A 19,214-nucleotide genomic window follows, 5' to 3' on the forward strand; every position below is an offset into this window, starting at 1 on the left:
CGAAATGAATTCCGAGACCGCGAAAGAAAGTCTTCAATTACTGCATGTTGGTTGTGGCCAGTCTAGGCGCGACGCATTACCGCTTTTTTTTCAGTCGACACAATGGAATGAAATCCGCTTAGATATTGATCCTGATGTCAATCCAGATATTCATGGCAGCATTCTTGATTTGAGCGCGGTGCCCGATGCCAGCGTTGATGCGATCTGGTCATCACATAACTTGGAGCATGTGAATTCGTTTGAAGTGCCAATTGCTTTGGCAGAATTTCGCAGAGTTCTAAAGCCCAGCGGCTTTGTGTTAATTACTGTCCCAGATCTTCGTGCAGTTGCAAAATATGTTGCAAGTCACGATTTGGATCAGCCTTTATATCAATCTGCTGTTGGTCCGATTATGGCAATGGATGTGATGTTTGGGCATCAGGCATCCATCGCAAAAGGTAATCACTATATGGCACATCGGACAGGATTTACTTCTAATTTGTTGGGCAAAGTTTTGCTGAATGCAGGCTTTAGCGAAGTACGTGTACATGAGGGGCAGCGCTGGGATTTATGGGCACTAGCGACTTTGCCAGACACTAGTTCAACGATATTTCAGGAGTTGGAGAGTGTATTGCGATGAAAATTCTTTTTATACATCAAAATTTCCCTAGTCAGTTTATACATCTTGCCGCGCGTCTAGCACAAAAGAAACAAAACAAAGTCGTTGCTTTAACAATGTCGCAGCCACAGCCAATTCCAGGTGTGAATTTGCGTCCATACACTTTGCTGCGGCAAGCAGCGCCGGAAACACATCCACTTTTGAAGGATCAAGAGTCAAAGATTTTGTTGGCAGAAGCATGTGCGGCAGCCGCAATGCAGCTCAAGCACGAAGGGTTTGTGCCAGACGTTATTATTGCGCATCCAGGATGGGGTGAAGCGCTATTTATGAAGGATGTATTTCCGCAGGCGAAATTACTGATTTATTGCGAGTTTTATTACAATTTAGAAGGGCAAGATGTCGGTTTTGATCCGGAGATTCCGCCGCTGAATTTTCAACAACGTTGTCGCCTACGTTTAAAGAATACGACTAACCTACTCAGTATGGAGATTGCTGATGCAGCAATTTCGCCGACAAAGTGGCAGAAAAGTACCTACCCATCTTGGGCGCAAGAAAAAATCACAGTGATTCATGATGGGATTGATGTCGAGCGACTGGCATTTAATCCCAATGCACGTATCGAAGTCGCATCTAATCAGCACCACGCTAATTTGAATTTCAAGCCGGGAGACGAGGTACTAAGTTACGTAGCGCGTAATCTTGAGCCTGTCCGAGGCTTTCAAATATTTATGCGGGCTTTACCAAGTATTTTGCGTAAGCGTCCAAATGCGCATGCCTTAATTGTTGGAGGCGATGGATTAGGTTACGGGCATAGCGCGCCAAATTCACTGAGTTGGCGTGAGCATTTAATGGCCGAGGTGGGAATCGATTTAGACATGCGTCGAGTGCATTTCTTGGGAAAAGTACCATACCAAACTTATTTGGATTTGCTCAGTGTGAGCAAAGTCCATTCTTATTGGACGACACCTTTTGTACTCTCATGGTCTTTTTTAGAAGCTGCGTATAGCGGTCTACCTGTCATTGCTTCAAATACGCAGCCAGTTACAGAATTCGCATCGCAATTGGGGGTTGAAACCTTTGATTTTTTTGACTTCGAAGATTTCTCTAAAAGAGCGACTCGTCAACTACAAGCGAAAACCAGTGTTCGGCGTGGTGTGAATTTTCCTGAGCTTCATTTGGAAAACAGTTTGAGGCAGCAGGTGAAATTGATTAATGATTTATAGCGAACTGTGAAAATAATCTTTCGATTCTATTTGTATGTACTAGATAGAAGCAGCGTAATTCCCAGATTCGTTAGCAATATTGTTGCCGTGAGTTGGAGTAATTTTACGCTTGGCTTCTATCTCTGGTTAGCGAAATAAATTATCCTGCCAACTTCTTCTTCAACAACTCATTCACTTGCGCAGGATTGCCTTTGCCTTTGGTCGCTTTCATTGCTTGACCAACTAAGGCGTTAAACGCTTTCTCTTTGCCAGCACGATATTCGTCGACTGACTGTTGGTTGGCTGCCATTACTTCGTCGATGATTTTTTCTAATGCGCCGACATCGGAGATTTGTTTCAAGCCTTTCGCATCAATGACTTTATCTGCTAGATCAACATCAGCAGATGGTGTTTGCCACATCGCAGCGAATACTTCTTTTGCGATTTTGTTGGAGATGGTGCCATCGGCAATGCGTTGTAGTAGCAGTGCGAGTTGCGCTGCGTTGACTGGGATTGCGCTGATGTCGATGCTTTCACGATTGAGTGTGGAGGAGACATCGCCCATCAGCCAATTGGCGATTTGCTTAGCTTGTGCTGCTTTGTCGCCGTTTGGTGAAGCTGCTAGTGCGGCCTCAAAATATGCTGCCATCGCTTTTGATTGCGTAACGATCATCGCATCGTAATCTGATAAGCCATATTGTTCGGTGAAGCGAGCGCGCATTGCCGTTGGTAATTCTGGCATGGTGCTGCGCACTTGTTCTACCCATTCGCGACTAATGCGTAATGGTGGTAAATCAGGATCAGGGAAATAGCGATAATCTTGTGAGTCTTCTTTGCTGCGCATAGAGCGCGTTTCTTTGCGATCTGGATCATACAGACGCGTCTCTTGCACCACGGTGCCACCATCTTCGATCAGTTCGATTTGACGGCGCACTTCAATATTGATTGCTTCTTCGAGGAAGCGGAATGAGTTTAAATTTTTGATTTCGCAACGCGTACCAAATTCTTTTTGACCAACTGGACGCACCGAAACATTGGCGTCGCAACGGAATGAGCCTTCTTGCATATTGCCATCGCAGATATCAAGCCACACCACTAAAGAGTGAAGTGCTTTAGCGTAGGCGACTGCTTCGGCTGCACTGCGCATGACAGGTTCGGTTACGATCTCTAATAGCGGTGTGCCAGCGCGATTTAAATCAATGCCAGTCATGCCTTGATAGTCTTCGTGTAAGGATTTTCCGGCGTCTTCTTCCAGATGTGCGCGGGTTAATTCAATTACTTTGACTTCTGATTTACCGTCTTTTTCCACCACACAAGTGACAGAGCCACCTTGTACTACAGGGATCTCGAATTGGCTGATTTGATAGCCTTTAGGTAGATCAGGATAAAAATAATTTTTGCGTGCAAAGATTGATTCTGGTGCGATATGGGCGCCAACAGCCAAACCAAATTGAATGGCTTTTTCTACCGCACCTTTATTCATGACTGGCAGTACGCCTGGCAATGCTAAATCGACAGGGCTAGCTTGCGTATTCGGTTCTGCACCAAATTGGATGGAAGAACCACTGAAAATTTTAGAGTTAGTTTTGAGTTGTGCATGTGTCTCAAAACCGATAACGACTTCCCATTGCATAATGCATTCCTTTTGTAATTCTCTATCGACCTAGCGATGTTTTCAAATTCATCTTCCCTTAGCGGGACAGAATTTGCGATTTATTCCGGTGATTTCGTATGCCAATTAGTTGCTTGTTGATACTGATGGGCGACATTGAGCAACTTCGCTTCGGAAAAATAATTGCCGATAATTTGTAAGCCAACTGGGCGGTTACTATTTTTTTCACCTTGGCCGAATCCGCAGGGAATCGACATGCCGGGTAAGCCCGCTAAGCTAGTTGATAAGGTAAAAATATCCGCCAAATAGTTGGCTACTGGATCATCTGATTTATCGCCTAAATCCCATGCGACTGTTGGTGCCACTGGGCCCATGATGACATCACATTGCGCAAACGCAGCTTGAAAATCTTGTGCAATCAAGCGGCGAATTTTTTGTGCTTGTAAGTAGTAAGCATCGTAGTAGCCATGTGATAAAACGTAGGCACCAGTCAAAATGCGACGTTTGACTTCATCACCAAAACCTTCGGTGCGAGTCTTACGATACATGTCATTCAAATCTTTATAGTCAGCGGCACGATGGCCGTAACGTACACCATCAAAGCGACTTAAATTTGAGGAAGCTTCAGCGGGTGCAATGATGTAATAAACAGGGATCGACAATTCGGTTTTTGGTAGCGAGATATCGACTAAAGTGGCACCTAATTTTTCATATTCAGCTAAAGCTGTGCGTACCGCTTGTTCTACATCGCTGGCAAGACCGGTACCAAAAAACTCACGTGGTACTCCAATTCGCAGACCTTTGATATCTTGATTGAGTTGGCGAGAGAAATCTTCTTTGTCACGTTGTACGCTGGTCGAATCTTTCTCATCAAATCCCGTCATTGCATTGAGTAGCCAACTGCAGTCTTCCGCGGTCTGTGCCATTGGGCCGCCTTGGTCTAGCGAAGAGGCAAAAGCAATCATGCCGTAACGTGAGACGCTGCCATAAGTTGGCTTAATCCCAGTAACCCCGCAAAACGCGGCGGGTTGGCGAATCGAACCACCTGTATCTGTACCGGTTGCGGCAGGTGTGAGGCGTGCGGCAATGGCTGCTGCCGATCCACCAGACGATCCACCCGGAACAGCACTCGTGTCCCAAGGATTCTTGACTGCTCCAAAATAGGAATTTTCATTGCCTGAGCCCATCGCAAATTCGTCGCAATTGAGTTTGCCTAGCGTGACCATGCCAGCTTGCTTGAATAATGTGACGACGGTGGCATCGAATGGACTGACATAGTTTTCCAACATGCGTGAACCTGCGGTCGAACGCCAATCGCGCGTCACAAAAATATCTTTGTGCGCAATTGGAATGCCTGTCAGTGCGGTAGCATCGCCTGCAGCCAGCGCTTGATCCGCCGCGTTTGCTTGTGCCAGTGTTAAGCTGCGATCAACATGCATGAAGGCGTTTAAATTGCTGGCTTCAATCCGATTTAAATAATGTGTCGCTAATTCGGTAGCGGAAATTTGTTTGCTCTGCAGCATTGCAGAAAGTTGTTTTAATGAGTGCGTGTGCATGGATTTTTCTCAGCGTATTCTTTGTTTCAAGGTGTGATGCCTGCAGCGTTATTCGGCCGGCTGGTACACATAAAGTGACTGAATGGCGATCTTTCTACTCGATGACTTTTGGTACAAGGTAGAGTCCATCCTGCGTCGCTGGAGCGACTTGTTGATATTCGTCGCGGTGATTGCTTTCAGTGACTTGATCTTCACGCAAGCGCAAACAAATCTCAGGCATCAGTGCAGCAATCGGATGACTAAGTGGAGCAATGCCTGTGGTGTCGACGGCTTTGAGTTGTTCTGCAATGGCGAAGAAACCATTGAGTTTTTCTAGCGTTTGATTGGCTTGTGTTTCGTCAAGTTCGAGTCGTGCCAAATTGGCGATACGTTTAACATCGTTTAATTCTAATGACATAGTTTATTCCGCAGTATGGCGCGCCAAAATAGAGGTTAAAGATAGGATTTGAATTGGTGAAAATGCTGCATTAGGCTTAACGAACTTATTATTTTTATATGTATATTCATTCTTTTTTCTTCCTTTCAAAATTTGCAGAAAAAGTGCAAATTCTATTTGGTAGATTGCCTATGATTTCTAGGATTATAAGGTAGAATGTCGGGTTAATACTCTTAAAATCGCCGAAGATGTCGAGTTTGATGATGAATTAGGCAGTTTTGATGTAAGGACGCGAGAAGCAATTTCGCATGTTCTTAATGCAAATGAGTTTTGTTATTTGTACTCTTTTGTTGTTAAGTTCATTTAAAACATTGCATTTTCATTCCGGCGAAGTGTTTTTCGACCGTGATTTTTTGTGAAAATGTTGAATTGCTCGTGGTTTATACAGCGTAAAGAGTGAACAAATTTTCGTACAGATTCATGCTGTACATGCTTACGTGGTGTGCGACATTGGGGCGCACGATGTGGGCACCACATTGACAATACAGAATACACAGGAATTTACATGTTTGGTTTTTTTCGTAGTAATGACTTGGCAATCGATCTCGGTACTGCCAATACGCTAATTTATGTACGCGGCCAAGGCATCGTTTTGGATGAGCCTTCTGTCGTTGCGATTCGCCAAGAAGGCGGTCCAAACGGCAAAAAAACAATTCAAGCCGTGGGTAAAGAAGCAAAGCAAATGTTGGGTAAAGTACCTGGCAATATCGAAGCGATCCGACCAATGAAAGATGGTGTGATTGCTGATTTCACCGTCACCGAGCAAATGCTGAAGCAGTTTATTCGCATGGTGCATGACACCAAATTGTTTAAACCGTCACCACGCATCATTATTTGCGTACCTTGTGGCTCTACCCAAGTTGAGCGTCGCGCGATTCGTGAATCTGCATTGGGTGCGGGCGCATCTCAAGTGTATTTGATTGAAGAGCCGATGGCGGCGGCGATTGGTGCAGGTTTGCCAGTGTCGGATGCGACTGGATCGATGGTCGTTGATATTGGTGGTGGTACCACAGAAGTCGGTGTGATTTCTCTTGGCGGCATGGTGTACAAAGGCTCTGTACGCGTTGGTGGCGATAAGTTTGACGAAGCGATTGTCAATTACATCCGCCGTAACTACGGTATGTTGATTGGTGAGCAAACCGCTGAAGCAATTAAGAAAACGATAGGTTCTGCTTTCCCTGGTTCTGAAATTAAAGAAATGGAAGTTAAAGGACGCAATTTGTCTGAAGGTATTCCACGTTCATTCACGATCTCTAGCAATGAAATTTTGGAAGCATTGACTGATCCTTTGAATAATATCGTTTCCGCAGTAAAAAATGCATTGGAACAAACACCACCAGAACTCGGTGCAGATATCGCAGAAAAAGGCATGATGTTGACGGGCGGTGGCGCTTTGTTGCGTGACTTAGATCGTCTGTTGATGGAAGAAACTGGCTTGCCAGTGCTAGTAGCAGAAGAGCCTTTGACTTGCGTGGTACGCGGCTCTGGCATGGCCTTAGAGCGCATGGATAAGTTGGGATCATTGTTCTCTTACGAATAATTTGAGATTCTTTGGATTGAAACGCGGGTTAAGTCGCAGGCAATAGTTTTGTTCAATGCGCACCTTAATGATCTATTGAAGTTAGCTTTTAAAGTCAGATCTGGCAGCGGTAGAATGCCAGATCTTTTTTTAAGTTTTATTGCTTGTTTGCTGGCGTCCATCTATGCAACATAGTCCACCACCACTATTCAAACAAGGCGCATCGGCGCGCGTTAAAGTGGTGTTCTTCGCTGTCTTCGCGATCGCTTTATTGGTAGTCGATTCGCGTTTGAATTCTTTGGTGCGCGTACGTCAAATCGTAGCGACCGTCCTTTACCCTTTGCAGATGTTGGTATTGATGCCGCGTGATGCAGCAAATGCTTTGAGCGACTATTTTGCCTCGACCACGCGCCTGCAAAGCGAGCTTGGCGCATTGAAGCAACAACAAATTTTGCAAGCGCAAACTGTTCAAAAAACCAGCTTACTGGAGAGTGAAAACGCGCATCTACGTCGCTTATTGGAATTGAAAGAGCGTACGCCGAGCAAATCATTGTTAGCCGAAATCTTGTATGACGCACGTGACGAATATGCACGCAAGATTATTTTGAATAAAGGATCACAACAAGGCGTTGCGCTAGGTCAGCCAGTCATCGACGAGCGCGGTGTGATTGGTCAAGTAACGCGCGTCTTCCCATTAACTGCCGAAGTCACTTTATTGACCGATAAAAATCAAGCGATTCCAGTGCAGGTTGAGCGCAGCGGTATGCGTAGCGTGATTCATGGTCGCGGTCGTTCAGCTTATTTGGAAATGCGTGTCACCAGTAATGCCGATGTCAAATTGGGCGACACCTTGATTACTTCTGGCTTGGATGGAATCTATCCACCGGGTTTGCAAGTGGCAAAAGTAACGCAAGTAGAGAGTAAGGCGAGTACAACTTTTGAAGTCGTCTTGTGTATGCCTGTGGCGGGATTAGAGCAACATAAGCAGCTCTTAATTTTATTAGTCGACATTAGCCAATTGGCACCACCGGAATCCGAAGAAGAGCGGACCAAAAAAGAAAAAATTAATCGTCGAGTGACGCGTGACTCAGCAAAAGACGAGGATAAGGCGGCGGTTAAAGAGGCTGTTCCTTTAAATGCAGATGCTGTGCCGGCAACGCCAGTCGGCGCAATTGCTGCTACAGCACCGATAAACTCAACAAGTCCAACATCAGTCCAACCGAAAGTGGATGTGCGTGCGAATCCCGCTAGCACAGTTAAAGAGGATAAAAAATGAGCCATCCTCATTACATTTTATTGCCTGCCAATTCTTTCTTTATCGCTTTTAGTTTGATGCTGGCGTTCATCTTGAATTTGTTCCCTTGGGGGCTCAGTGTTGGCGTGCCGGATTTTGTTGCTTTGGCTTTGGTGTTTTGGAGTATTCACCAACCGCGTAAAGTTGGAATCGGTGTCGCTTTCATCATGGGCTTACTGATGGATGTGCATGATGCGGTGTATTTAGGTGAAAATGCCTTGGCCTATACTTTGTTATCTTACTTCGCGATCTCGATTCATCGTCGCGTGTTGTGGTTTCCTCCCATAGTACAAAGCCTACAGGTCTTCCCCTTATTTCTTGGCGTTCAATTGATTCAACTTGCAGTGCGTTTATTGTCCTCTGATTCGCATTTTCCGGGATGGCTATTTTTCTTGGAATGTGTTGTCACCACCGCTTTATGGCCGCTCGCAACGTGGCTTCTTCTCGCTCCTCAACGACGTGCTGTCGATAAAGACAATACGCGTCCGATTTAAGTAAGTTACTCGATCTCAGGCTGGAGTTAAGTAGGCATGACAGAATTAAAAAATACTGAGCGTGAGCTATATTTATTTCGGGTGCGTCTATTCGTCATTGGATTGCTTGCACTCGTTTGCTTCAGTATTTTATTGGGGCGTTATGTATGGCTACAAATTATCAAGCACGACACGTATGCCACCAAGGCCAATGAAAATCGTATATCGGTGGTCCCTATCGTACCAAATCGGGGTTTGATTTTAGATAGAAATGGCGTCATCCTTGCGCGTAATTATTCTGCTTACACCTTAGAAATTACGCCGTCAAAAATTACCCAAGACTTAGATAGTTTGATTGATGATTTGGCTGAGTTGGTTGACATACAGCCCAAACACCGCAAGCGTTTGCGTAAGTTAATGGAAGAATCAAAAAGCTTTGGTAGTTTGCCGATTCGTACTCGCTTATCCGATGAAGAAGTCGCGCGTTTTACCGCGCAGCGCTTTCGTTTCCCTGGTGTCGATGTGCAAGCCCGTTTGTTTCGCCAATACCCTTTGGGCGATGTCGCCTCGCATGTGATTGGTTACATCGGTCGGATTAATAAACGTGATGCTGATTTGATCGAAGATAGTGAAGATGCACCGAATTACAAAGGCACAAACTACATCGGCAAAGAAGGTTTAGAAAAGAGTTACGAAAAAATCTTACATGGCACCACTGGCTTTGAAGAAGTCGAAGTTTCGGCAGGTGGCCGTCCCGTTCGAACGCTATCTCGAAATTTGCCGACTTCTGGCAAAAATTTGATTCTCTCGGTTGATATTGAATTACAAAAAGTTGTGGAAGAAGCGTTCGGCGATCGTCGCGGTGCTTTTGTCGCGATTCAGCCAGAGACGGGTGACGTGCTGTCTTTTGTATCGATGCCGACATTTGATCCTAACTTGTTTGTTGAAGGGATTGATCAGCAAAGTTGGAATGAGCTGAATACCTCCGAAGACATTCCTTTGTTGAATCGTCCTTTGACTGGTGCATATCCACCGGGTTCTACCTTTAAACCATTTATGGCGCTGGCGGCCTTGGAACTAGGTAAACGCACCATGACGCAGGCCATTTCCGATCCTGGTTATTTCGCATTTGGGAATAAGATTTTCCGAGATGATAAACCGGGTGGTCATGGCTTCGTTGATATGTATCGCGCAGTCGCTTTATCTTGTGACACCTATTTTTATCAGTTAGCGAATGAAATGGGTGTTGATACCATGCACGATTTCATGGCGCAATTTGGGATGGGGCAAATCACTGGTATTGATTTGGATAATGAGCGAAAAGGATTATTGCCTTCGACAGCATGGAAGCGCGCTGCCTTCAAAAAGCCCGCTAATCAGCGTTGGATTCCCGGTGACACGATTTCGCTTGGTATCGGTCAGGGGCAAAATACATTTACGCCATTGCAGATGGCGTATGCCACCGCGATTCTGGTGAACAATGGCGTTGTGATGAAACCGCATTTGGTGAAACAGATTGAAGATCCGCAAACCAAACAACGTAGTTTGACCGTTCCGAAAGAAAGTTATCGCATTCCTTTGAAGCCAGAGAATGTGGAATTTATCAAAAATGCGATGGGTGGCGTGGTGCGTGAAGGTACAGGAGCGCGTGCTTTTGCTGGTGCTGAATATACTTCCGGCGGTAAGACAGGTACCGCACAAGTGATTGCTATGAAAAAAACCGAGAAACATGGAACCAAGCACGCGGTCGAGCGTTTCCGCGATCATTCTTGGTATATTGCTTTTGCCCCGATTGATAAACCGAAGATTGCGGTAGCGATCATTGTCGAAAATGGCGGATATGGCTCTGAATCTGCCGCGCCGATTGTGCGTAAAGCTTTTGACTATTATTTATTGGGTAAGCGTCCTGCTGAGAAAGCGACTCCTGTACAACCTGCCGTCGGTAATGAGATTGAAGATATTTCTCATACACATGCTGACGACAATCCGGTGGCAGAATCTGTTAATGCACAGGTAAATAACGCACCGGTAAATCCTCCAGCGACAACACCCACGGCGACACCGGCATCAAGCCAAGGACAAACTCCTGCAAAGCTGCCAATACAAACACAGCCAAAGGTACCACCGCAAGTACCGCCCCAAGCACCAGCGAAGATAGTGACTGAGGTGAAACCTGCCGGAGTAAAAAAATAATGGATAACAAGTCGGTTTACTGGAAGCGCTTTCGTTCTCTTTTCACGGTCTTTGATGCACCACTGGCGATCTTATTATTTTTGATTATCTCAACTGGAGTTGTGACGATGTACTCGGCAGGTTTGGATTGGCCAGGACGAGTTGAACATCACATCCGTAACATCGTTGTTGCTTTTTTTGTGATGTGGATAGTAGCAAATATCCCGCCACAAACCTTGATGCGATTTGCCGTACCTTTGTATGTGCTTGGGGTTACATTATTGATTGGTGTGGCGATGTTTGGCATTGTAAAAAATGGCTCGCGTCGCTGGCTTAATGTGGGTACGGTAGTACAACCTTCAGAGATATTAAAGATCGCCTTACCTCTGATGCTCGCTTGGTATTTTCAAAAACGTGAAGGTGCATTACGTTGGAAAGACTTTGTGATTGCGACCGTGATTCTGGTCATTCCTGCTGGTTTGATTGCGAAGCAGCCCGATCTCGGTACAACGATTTTGGTGTTTGTTTCTGGTTTCTCGATTATCTTTTTTGCCGGTTTGTCGTGGCGTTTGCTGGGAGCGTTGACTATCATTGGTCTGGCTAGCTTGCCTTTAGTGTGGAAGTTTTTATTGCATGATTACCAGCGACATCGGGTTGAGATTATGTTCGATCCGACAGTCGATGCATTGGGTAAAGGTTTTCATATTATTCAATCGATGATCGCGGTCGGTTCTGGCGGCTTAACTGGTAAAGGCTGGCGAGGGGGCACGCAATCGCATCTAGAATTTATTCCTGAACATACTACCGATTTTATTTCTGCTGTGTATTTGGAAGAATTTGGCTTCATGGGCGCAGCCTTTTTAGTGACGCTTTATTTCTTGTTTGTGGTGCGTGGTTTGATGATTGCATCAAATGCGCCAACCTTGTTTTCGCGTTTAATGGCAGGTGCGGTGACGATGATCTTTTTCACCTATGCTTTTGTGAATATGGGTATGGTGGTCGGCATTTTGCCAGTCGTTGGAGTCCCTTTACCTTTCGTTAGTTTTGGTGGTACCGCGATGGTAACGCTGGGTATGGGGGCAGGTATTTTGATGAGCATACAGCATCATCGAAAGTTAATGAAATCTTAGGGCAACTCCATGACTTTATTCTCGCGTGTTTTACACATCGGTGGCTTATTCGCCCTCATCTTATTGAGTGCGTGTTCAAGTCCGCCCAAAGTAAAACCCGTGATACAAGAACAAAGTAAACCTGCATCGAGTATGAATGTAGCTACGACGCCACCTAAGTCTGCGAGCAGTGCCGCACCCGTTTTACCGAAAGCCAATTCTGGTCGTGGTGGTTACTATATGGACGACGGTCCAGGCGATGAAATTCCTGAAGGTTTGGAATCGACCGTTGATCCAATTCCTGTGGTTGAACCTTACTCGCGTACCGGCAATAAGCCATACAAAGTTTTCGGAAAAACCTATACACCGATTAACGACAGCACGACGCCATTCAAGCAAAAAGGCTATGCCAGTTGGTATGGTAAAAAATTTCACGGCAAGCGCACTTCATCGGGCGAGCCTTACGACATGTATAAAATTACTGCAGCGCATCCGACTTTGCCTATTCCCTCTTATGCGCGGGTGACAAATTTAAGCAATGGCAAACAAATCATCGTGCGTATCAATGATCGTGGTCCATTTCATTCCAATCGGATTATGGATTTGTCCTACACCGCTGCGCTTAAGTTAGGCTATTTGGGTAAGGGCAGTAGCGAGGTCGAGCTTGAGCGTTTGTTGCCTGAAGATATTGCAAGAATGGCGGAAAACAGTCAAAACCAACAGGCAAATGTTGGCGTTCAAAATAACACTCAAACTGCCAGCGCAGTTAAAGATCAGCCGAAGTCTGTGGCAGACAAAACTGCTCAAGCGGAAGAAAAAGAAGGTGTTAGTTTGGAGGCTTTGATCGCCTCGCAAGAGCGTATTATTAAAACTGAGTTGCCGCGCGCTGAAGAGAAAGCACCTAGCAGTTCAGAGTCATCAAAATCTCAAAACGGTTTTTATTTGCAATTTGCAGCTTTTGCGATTCGTGCGAATGCAGAGGCAAGCAAAGCGCAATTGATGCAAGTCTTGAAAGATAAGCAGCAAAAATTAGGTACGGAATACGAGTTGCATTTGGAGATTGTTCAACAAGGTAATCTGTATCGCTTGCAAGGCGGTCCTTATGCGCAACGTGAAGCAGCACAAAAAGCAGCGCAAGAATTAGCGGTAGGTAACGCAAAACCGATTGTGGTTCAGCGATAAGCAAATGTCAGTAGCATTCAGGCTTGAGCAATCAAGATTCTTCGTTGTTTGACTCTTTCATTGTTAATGCCAGTTGGTAAAGTGCGTTTTTCTTTTGCCCAGTAATTTGCGCTGCGAGCGCGGCAGCTTGTTTGACCGATAGTTCTGTCAATAAGATGTTCAATACGCGGCGCGCTTCGATGTCATTTTGATCGCTTTCCTCACTTGCACCTTCAACGATCACCACATATTCGCCTTTTTCGCGATGGCTATCTTGCTGTAGCCAAGCAGCGGCTTGCGCTAATGGGCAGCGATGAATTTCTTCGAATAGTTTGCTTAACTCACGTGCAAATACGACTTGGCGCGCGTCGCCGAAAGCTTGATGTAGCGCTTGCGTTGACTCAATGATACGGTGTGGTGCTTCATAAAAAATGAGGCTAGCTGGGATATGCGCTAGTCCTTTTAAAACACTGTCGCGCTGCCCCGCTTTTGATGGTAAAAAACCGACGAAATAAAATTGATCATTGATGAGACCGCTTGCGGATAAAGCGCTAATAGCAGCGGATGCACCTGGTAATGGTGAAACGCGCAAACCAGCAGCGCGTACTGCGTCAACGATAATTGCGCCGGGATCAGATACCGCAGGCGTTCCAGCATCCGACACTAAAGCAATGCGCTCGCCCGCTTGTAGACGGCTAATAATCTTGGCCGCGACTTCATGTTCATTATGTTGATGTGCCGCGATTAAGGGTTTATGCAAGCCATAGCGCGTCAGTAATTGGGCGGTATTGCGCGTATCCTCGCAAGCGACAGCATCGACCAGCGTTAACAGATGCAAAGCACGTAATGAAATATCGGCACTGTTGCCAATTGGTGTTGCCACTATGTACAGAGTCGCGTTAGGATAGCTTTGCTGCTGAACTGCTTCAAATAAAGCACTAGGATTGAAAGAGGCTTGGTGGTGTTGGCTCATGGGGGCTATTTCAAAAGGTTTTTAAGCGCGAATGAAGATTGTACGCTATGACTGAAACAAATTGGCTAGCACGACGATTGGCTGCGATCCGCACCAGTAAGCAAAGAACCGGTGATGCTGCGGAACAGCGAGCGCTTTTGTATTTACAGGAGCAGGGTTTGCAGTTGCTGCAGCGGAGTTTCTTATGTAAAGGTGGTGAGATCGATTTAATTATGCGTGATGGCAAGTATTTAGTGTTTGTTGAGGTAAGACAGCGCAGTTCGAAGCAGTTTGGTGGCGCGATTGCAAGCGTTACATCTAGCAAGCAAAAACGATTAGTTCATGCCGCTCAAGTCTATTTGCAGAATATTAAACAAGTACCGGCCTGCCGTTTTGACCTCGTCGCCATCGAGGGAGAAGAGTTAATTTGGTTAAAGAATGTGATCTCCGCTTGAGCTGACCTACAATGTCAATCTAAGTCATCTTGACAGCAATTGGCAGCAATGATTGGTCGCGCTTCATTAAAGGACAAGAACGACGAATTCGCCGAACGGTAATAAAATCTTTCTTTTACCTGCAAAGCAGGTATCTACTTCGCCTTGACTCCCCTATAATTCTTCCACTATGAAAAATCCACGCATACTTTCGCACTTTCAGGAAAGTGCAGAACTGAAAATGATTTCGGCAGAATTACTAGCCGAGCCGATCGAACAAGCGATTGAGTTAATGTTCACTGCGCTATCGAATGGAAATAAGATCCTAGCTTGTGGCAATGGCGGTTCGGCTGCCGATTGCCAACATTTTGCAGCGGAATTAGTTGGCCGTTTTGAACGTGAGCGTTTGCCCTTACCAGCTTTAGCGCTCACCACAGATAGCTCGATTATGACTGCGGTTGCCAACGATTATAGTTTTCAAGAAGTGTTCTCTAAGCAAGTGCAGGCATTTGGACAAGCGGGAGATATTTTATTGGCGATCACGACTTCAGGAAATTCACAAGGCGTACTAAATGCAGTAGATGCCGCGCTTGAACGTGATATGCGGGTGATTGCGTTAACTGGTAAAGGCGGTGGCGAGATGCGCAGTCGCTTGACGGATGCCGACGTGCATATCTGTGTGCCGCATGACCGCACTGCACGAATACAAGAAGTACATTTATTAACCATACATTGCATGTGTGACGGCATTGATGCCGCTTTATTTGGAGGTGATACGGATGAATAATTCTTTGTGGAATCCGCTGGTGAAAAAAATTTCTCGCCCATTATTGGCAGTTAGTTTGTCTTGTGCGGCTCTAGTCAGCTTGCAAGGCTGCGTTGCCGTGGTGGTAGGTGGTGCGGTGATGGGAACTTTAGCCGCAACCGATAGACGTACTTTTGGCGCGCAAACCGAAGACAAGGCGATCGTTCTGAAAGGGGAAATGGCTGTCAAACGCGCTTTAGGTGATGCAGCGCATATCAACGTCAATAGTTTTAATCGGGTTGCTTTGTTGACGGGCGAAGTGGCTGATGCGCAAGCACGCGCCACCGCAGAACGCGAAGTGAAAGCGATTCAAGGTGTATTAGCGGTGCAGAATGAATTAGTCATATCTGGCTTATCCAACCTATCTGCGCGCTCATCAGACGTCGTGATTACAACCAAGGTAAAAGCGTCGATTGTTGATACCAAAGATTTGTACAGCAGCGCATTTAAGGTTGTTACCGAAGCTGGTACGGTATTTTTGATGGGACGTGTGACGCATCGTGAAGGCGATTTGGCGGCACGTGTTGCAGCCGGTGTGAATGGCGTACGTAAGGTCGTAAAGGTGTTTGAATACATCACCGAGGACGAGCTAAAAACCATGTTAGCAACACCAAGTAAAGTGGATTTGAACGAAGAAAACAAGTAAGCGTGAAGTCAAAATAACAGAGCTGCAAAATAATTTTGCAGCTCTTTTTTTCAGGAGAACGATATGGGATTCATTATTTTTTTACTTATCATCGGTGCGCTCATTTTTTGGGCGATCAGCACCTACAATAATTTAGTTAGTTTCCGCAATCGTTTCAAAAATGGATTTGCGCAAATCGATGTGCAGCTTAAGCGTCGCTATGACTTGATCCCCAATTTGGTCGAAGTAGCTAAAGGCTACATGAAGCACGAACGCGAAACCTTAGAAGCCGTCATCGCCGCGCGTAATCAAGCGGTCACTGCGAATGCGAAAGCTGCGGTCGATCCATCGGATGCGGCGGCGGTACATCAATTATCGAATGCAGAAGGCGCATTAGCATCTTCACTCGGCAAACTGTTTGCATTATCTGAGGCTTATCCTGATTTAAAAGCCAATGAAAACATGCTGCAGCTAACTGAGGAATTGACTAGTACCGAAAATAAAATTTCGTTTGCACGTCAGGCATATAACGACAGCGTGATGCAATACAACACGGCGTGCGAGCAATTTCCAGGCAACATCTTTGCTGGTATGTTTGGCTTTAAGCTTGCTGAGTTATTGCAATCCACCGAAGCACCAGAAGAACGTAAAGCAATCAAAGTTTCTTTTAATTGAAGTTTCAACTGAGTCGATATTTCCGAATTCCAGCACAGGCCGGCGAGCATGAATTTTTTTGAACATCAAGCGCAAGCACATAAAGAAAGTAAGAAATTGCTGTTCTTATTTGTGCTTGCCGTGATTGCGATCGTGTTAGCGGTGAATGGCACTTTAGCTCTGTTATGGATATGGATGAAAGGCCAAATTGGTACCGGGATTTACACTTATCCACGAGGCTTCTTTTTTACTAATACAGCAGTGACTTTGTTGTTCATTGGCGGCGGCATGTTGTTTGAAATGTCGCGCTTAAAAGATGGTGGTGATGCGGTAGCGCGGATGGCAGGTGGTCGATTAGTGCAGCCAGATTCGCGCGATATTCAAGAACGTCGTTTGTTGAATATCGTCGAAGAAATGGCGTTAGCGGCGGGCATGGCATGTCCACGCGTCTATGTGATGGATGAAGAAGATGCGATTAATGCTTTTGCTGCGGGCTATCACCAAAATGAAGCCGTGGTTGCGGTGACACGTGGCAGCTTAACGCGTCTAAGTCGTGATGAATTACAGGGCGTGATAGCGCATGAATTTAGCCATATTTTGAATGGCGATATGCGCATGAATATTAAGTTAATTGGCGTGCTGTTTGGGATACAAATGTTGGCGGGTTTTGGTCAGCATTTGATGGAGTGGGGCGCACGATTCGGTGGTAGTCGGAGCCGTGATGAGAAAGGGCCATCGATACAACTCATCTTGTTTGTATTTGGTTTGGCGCTGTTCGTGATTGGTTATATCGGTATCTTCTTTGGACGTTTGATTAAATCTGCGGTCTCGCGTCAACGTGAATTTTTGGCAGATGCCAGTGCAGTGCAGTTCACGCGTAATCCTGATGGCATTGGCGGTGCTCTACGTAAAATTGGCGGCCTTACACGTAGTAATCAATGTGGTTCGCGTATCAAAAATCCAAATGCGGAGCAGTTATCCCACATGTTTTTGGGCGCTGCACGGCCAAATCTTTTATCTGGTTTGTTTGCCACGCATCCTCCTTTAAGTGAGCGTTTGCAACGTTTGTATGGACGTAATATTGAATTATTGGATGCCAGTGAATTGCCTCCTGAGATGGAGCTTGATGAACATGCAGTGAGCATGGGTTTCTCCGCAGGCGACGGGGCGAATGCGGGATCAAGCTCGACTGGACTCACGGTGTCACCTTTGGGATTTCATCCTGAGTATGGTTATCAAACAGCCCCCGCGTCAAGTGCAAATAGTTTGAGCGACAATGCGACTAAATTAAGTCCCGCTAAACCAAGCCTCGCTAAACCAAGCCCCGCTAAACAAGCAGCACCTATCGCAACCATCCCAGCAGAGCTGGTACACGCTGCGCGCGATCCTAAAGCCGCTAGTGCATTAGTGTACGGACTTTTATTGGATCGACGTGATCCCGCTAGTTTTGAAATTCAACTGGCAATTTTGCGTCAAGCCTTACCTCAGCAATGTGCGCTCGTTAGTTTGTTGCATGAGACATTAGAAAAACTCGCAGTCAGTTTACATCTCCCGATTTTGGATTTGGCAACACCAGCTTTGAAATTGTTAGATGCTGAGCAGCGTCAGCAAATAATGGGAATTAGTGCGCGTTTAATCGCAGCAGATCAAAAAGTATCGCAGGCAGAATTTGTGTTGCAGACCATATTGCAGCGGCGTTTAAATCCAAAGTCTGGCCGCGATGTTGGTGTGAAATATACCGGTCTCGTACAGTTGCAAGCAGAAACCGCTTTGATGATTTCTTTGATGGCGACGACAGAATTTTCTGCTGAACACGCACCGCAGGCGTTTGTAAAAGCATCGAACAGTATGCCAGAGCTACATTTGCAAGTTGCACAATTTGTAGCGCGCGATCAACTGGATTTCTTTGTGGTGAAGCAGGCTTTAGACAAGTTTCAACAATTAGCACCATTGGCAAAACCATTTTTGATTCGCCTGATGTTGCAGGCGAGTGGCAATCCATTGAGCGCTGATGGTGCTGACTTACTGCGTAGTATTTGCGCTGCGCTTGACGCTCCAGTGCCGGACGTTGTGAGTGCGAGCTATGCTGAAAGACCGCAGCACTAATCATTTGTGCTGAGCGCGTTCAGCATTTGTTCTGCGCTCATGTTGTAACAGTATTTTTCTTAAGCGCGTCCGACGATTGCTGCGGTTGCCATTAGTTCTTCAATCAAAGCAAGTGACATTTTTCCTGACATGCGATGAGGATTGAGTTCTGGCAATGCAGAGTATTTCAATAGAATCGATGGATTGATTTTACCTAAGTTCGCTTGACCCATCGTCCAGCCAGCATAACGACGCTGACTAATTTCTTCATAGTCGAGTAACACCACATCGGTATGACGCGGGTCGCGCAAGATGTGTGCATACAGCGTATTGATTGCTTCGCGTCCACCTTCTAACACTTGCATAAACACTTGATCGCTATGGCAGAGTATGCCGGTGATACCGTGTTGAGGGTTGTGATCGCGCGATTGTTGCATGATGCTCTGCACGATTTCACCTAGGTTTCCATCGACAGCACGACTGGCATATAAGAGACGAACTAACATACGATATTCCTCATCACAGTG

The 19,214-nt window shown here is 45.8% G+C and carries 18 protein-coding genes; 13 read left to right on the forward strand and 5 right to left on the reverse strand.

The features are described 5' to 3' along the window. Positions 1 to 4: 4 nt before the first annotated feature. A complete protein-coding gene (locus tag IE103_RS08455; protein ID WP_189345662.1) occupies positions 5 to 619 on the forward strand; it encodes a class I SAM-dependent methyltransferase in 615 nt (204 codons plus the stop codon). Beyond that, complete coding sequence (locus IE103_RS08460; protein ID WP_189345663.1) at positions 616 to 1,821, forward strand: glycosyltransferase; 1,206 nt, start codon at positions 616 to 618, stop codon at positions 1,819 to 1,821. Before IE103_RS08455 ends, IE103_RS08460 begins: the two co-directional genes overlap by 4 nt. A 139-nt stretch (positions 1,822 to 1,960) precedes the next feature. Here the strand turns inward: IE103_RS08460 and gatB are convergent, their stop codons facing one another. From gatB to gatC, 3 genes are all read right to left on the reverse strand, one after another. After that, the gene (gene gatB, locus IE103_RS08465) at positions 1,961 to 3,433 is read right to left on the reverse strand and encodes an Asp-tRNA(Asn)/Glu-tRNA(Gln) amidotransferase subunit GatB (RefSeq protein WP_189345664.1); all 1,473 of its coding nucleotides are present in this window, start codon (positions 3,431 to 3,433) and stop codon (positions 1,961 to 1,963) included. 80 nt (positions 3,434 to 3,513) lie between these two features. Beyond that, complete coding sequence (gene gatA, locus IE103_RS08470) at positions 3,514 to 4,968, reverse strand: Asp-tRNA(Asn)/Glu-tRNA(Gln) amidotransferase subunit GatA (protein ID WP_189345665.1); 1,455 nt, start codon at positions 4,966 to 4,968, stop codon at positions 3,514 to 3,516. Positions 4,969 to 5,062: 94 nt separating this feature from the next. Further along, a complete protein-coding gene (gatC, locus tag IE103_RS08475) occupies positions 5,063 to 5,365 on the reverse strand; it encodes an Asp-tRNA(Asn)/Glu-tRNA(Gln) amidotransferase subunit GatC (RefSeq protein ID WP_189345666.1) in 303 nt (100 codons plus the stop codon). Positions 5,366 to 5,909: 544 nt separating this feature from the next. Between gatC and IE103_RS08480 the strand changes: the two genes are divergently transcribed. From IE103_RS08480 to IE103_RS08505, 6 genes are all read left to right on the forward strand, one after another. After that, on the forward strand, positions 5,910 to 6,944 hold the full coding sequence (locus tag IE103_RS08480; RefSeq protein WP_186941084.1) for a rod shape-determining protein: 1,035 nt from the start codon (positions 5,910 to 5,912) through the stop codon (positions 6,942 to 6,944). 163 nt (positions 6,945 to 7,107) lie between these two features. Beyond that, positions 7,108 to 8,199, forward strand: coding sequence for a rod shape-determining protein MreC (mreC, locus tag IE103_RS08485; protein WP_189345667.1), 1,092 nt, complete (start codon positions 7,108 to 7,110; stop codon positions 8,197 to 8,199). After that, on the forward strand, positions 8,196 to 8,711 hold the full coding sequence (gene mreD, locus IE103_RS08490) for a rod shape-determining protein MreD (protein ID WP_189345668.1): 516 nt from the start codon (positions 8,196 to 8,198) through the stop codon (positions 8,709 to 8,711). Before mreC ends, mreD begins: the two co-directional genes overlap by 4 nt. Before the next feature lie 36 nt (positions 8,712 to 8,747). Beyond that, complete coding sequence (gene mrdA / locus IE103_RS08495; RefSeq protein ID WP_189345669.1) at positions 8,748 to 10,883, forward strand: penicillin-binding protein 2; 2,136 nt, start codon at positions 8,748 to 8,750, stop codon at positions 10,881 to 10,883. Then, positions 10,883 to 11,992, forward strand: a complete 1,110-nt coding sequence (rodA, locus tag IE103_RS08500) for a rod shape-determining protein RodA (RefSeq protein WP_189345670.1) — start codon at positions 10,883 to 10,885, stop codon at positions 11,990 to 11,992. Before mrdA ends, rodA begins: the two co-directional genes overlap by 1 nt. A 9-nt stretch (positions 11,993 to 12,001) precedes the next feature. After that, a complete protein-coding gene (locus IE103_RS08505) occupies positions 12,002 to 13,153 on the forward strand; it encodes a septal ring lytic transglycosylase RlpA family protein (protein WP_189345671.1) in 1,152 nt (383 codons plus the stop codon). A 31-nt stretch (positions 13,154 to 13,184) separates the two neighbouring features. On the opposite strand, the gene rsmI is transcribed toward IE103_RS08505, so the two are convergent. Beyond that, positions 13,185 to 14,105: a 16S rRNA (cytidine(1402)-2'-O)-methyltransferase gene (rsmI, locus tag IE103_RS08510; protein ID WP_189345672.1), complete on the reverse strand. Its 921-nt coding sequence runs from the start codon at positions 14,103 to 14,105 to the stop codon at positions 13,185 to 13,187. A gap of 47 nt (positions 14,106 to 14,152) precedes the next feature. Here rsmI and IE103_RS08515 point away from each other — a divergent pair, with 47 nt between their 5' ends. From IE103_RS08515 to IE103_RS08535, 5 genes are all read left to right on the forward strand, one after another. Continuing rightward, positions 14,153 to 14,539 (forward strand): YraN family protein, encoded by a 387-nt coding sequence (locus tag IE103_RS08515; protein WP_189345673.1) that lies wholly within the window; start codon positions 14,153 to 14,155, stop codon positions 14,537 to 14,539. A gap of 169 nt (positions 14,540 to 14,708) precedes the next feature. Next, entirely contained in the window at positions 14,709 to 15,305 is a 597-nt protein-coding gene (locus tag IE103_RS08520; RefSeq protein WP_189345674.1) for a phosphoheptose isomerase, read from the forward strand. Continuing rightward, positions 15,298 to 15,969, forward strand: coding sequence for a BON domain-containing protein (locus IE103_RS08525; RefSeq protein WP_189345675.1), 672 nt, complete (start codon positions 15,298 to 15,300; stop codon positions 15,967 to 15,969). Before IE103_RS08520 ends, IE103_RS08525 begins: the two co-directional genes overlap by 8 nt. A gap of 63 nt (positions 15,970 to 16,032) precedes the next feature. Then, positions 16,033 to 16,623 carry a LemA family protein gene (locus IE103_RS08530; RefSeq protein ID WP_189345676.1) on the forward strand — a complete coding sequence of 197 codons (591 nt, stop codon included), beginning with the start codon at positions 16,033 to 16,035 and terminating at the stop codon, positions 16,621 to 16,623. A gap of 48 nt (positions 16,624 to 16,671) precedes the next feature. After that, the gene (locus tag IE103_RS08535; protein WP_189345677.1) at positions 16,672 to 18,708 is read left to right on the forward strand and encodes a M48 family metallopeptidase; all 2,037 of its coding nucleotides are present in this window, start codon (positions 16,672 to 16,674) and stop codon (positions 18,706 to 18,708) included. 59 nt (positions 18,709 to 18,767) lie between these two features. Here IE103_RS08535 and IE103_RS08540 read toward each other — a convergent pair whose 3' ends face one another. Then, on the reverse strand, positions 18,768 to 19,193 hold the full coding sequence (locus IE103_RS08540; RefSeq protein WP_189345678.1) for a BLUF domain-containing protein: 426 nt from the start codon (positions 19,191 to 19,193) through the stop codon (positions 18,768 to 18,770). Positions 19,194 to 19,214 lie beyond the last annotated feature (21 nt).

Source organism: Affinundibacterium macrobrachii (assembly GCF_014652415.1).
Classification (GTDB): Bacteria; Pseudomonadota; Gammaproteobacteria; order Burkholderiales; family Burkholderiaceae_D; genus Undibacterium; species Undibacterium macrobrachii.

Excerpts from the sequence above, each read along its gene's own strand:
- IE103_RS08515 (WP_189345673.1), top strand. The coding sequence starts at position 14,153 with ATGACTGAAACAAATTGGCTAGCACGACGATTGGCTGCGATCCGCACC.
- gatA (WP_189345665.1), bottom strand. The coding sequence starts at position 4,968 with ATGCACACGCACTCATTAAAACAACTTTCTGCAATGCTGCAGAGCAAA.
- IE103_RS08460 (WP_189345663.1), top strand. The coding sequence starts at position 616 with ATGAAAATTCTTTTTATACATCAAAATTTCCCTAGTCAGTTTATACAT.
- IE103_RS08535 (WP_189345677.1), top strand. The coding sequence starts at position 16,672 with ATGAATTTTTTTGAACATCAAGCGCAAGCACATAAAGAAAGTAAGAAA.
- IE103_RS08520 (WP_189345674.1), top strand. The coding sequence starts at position 14,709 with ATGAAAAATCCACGCATACTTTCGCACTTTCAGGAAAGTGCAGAACTG.
- IE103_RS08530 (WP_189345676.1), top strand. The coding sequence starts at position 16,033 with ATGGGATTCATTATTTTTTTACTTATCATCGGTGCGCTCATTTTTTGG.
- mreD (WP_189345668.1), top strand. The coding sequence starts at position 8,196 with ATGAGCCATCCTCATTACATTTTATTGCCTGCCAATTCTTTCTTTATC.
- IE103_RS08455 (WP_189345662.1), top strand. The coding sequence starts at position 5 with ATGAATTCCGAGACCGCGAAAGAAAGTCTTCAATTACTGCATGTTGGT.
- gatC (WP_189345666.1), bottom strand. The coding sequence starts at position 5,365 with ATGTCATTAGAATTAAACGATGTTAAACGTATCGCCAATTTGGCACGA.
- rsmI (WP_189345672.1), bottom strand. The coding sequence starts at position 14,105 with ATGAGCCAACACCACCAAGCCTCTTTCAATCCTAGTGCTTTATTTGAA.
- mrdA (WP_189345669.1), top strand. The coding sequence starts at position 8,748 with ATGACAGAATTAAAAAATACTGAGCGTGAGCTATATTTATTTCGGGTG.
- gatB (WP_189345664.1), bottom strand. The coding sequence starts at position 3,433 with ATGCAATGGGAAGTCGTTATCGGTTTTGAGACACATGCACAACTCAAA.
- mreC (WP_189345667.1), top strand. The coding sequence starts at position 7,108 with ATGCAACATAGTCCACCACCACTATTCAAACAAGGCGCATCGGCGCGC.
- rodA (WP_189345670.1), top strand. The coding sequence starts at position 10,883 with ATGGATAACAAGTCGGTTTACTGGAAGCGCTTTCGTTCTCTTTTCACG.
- IE103_RS08525 (WP_189345675.1), top strand. The coding sequence starts at position 15,298 with ATGAATAATTCTTTGTGGAATCCGCTGGTGAAAAAAATTTCTCGCCCA.
- IE103_RS08505 (WP_189345671.1), top strand. The coding sequence starts at position 12,002 with ATGACTTTATTCTCGCGTGTTTTACACATCGGTGGCTTATTCGCCCTC.
- IE103_RS08540 (WP_189345678.1), bottom strand. The coding sequence starts at position 19,193 with ATGTTAGTTCGTCTCTTATATGCCAGTCGTGCTGTCGATGGAAACCTA.
- IE103_RS08480 (WP_186941084.1), top strand. The coding sequence starts at position 5,910 with ATGTTTGGTTTTTTTCGTAGTAATGACTTGGCAATCGATCTCGGTACT.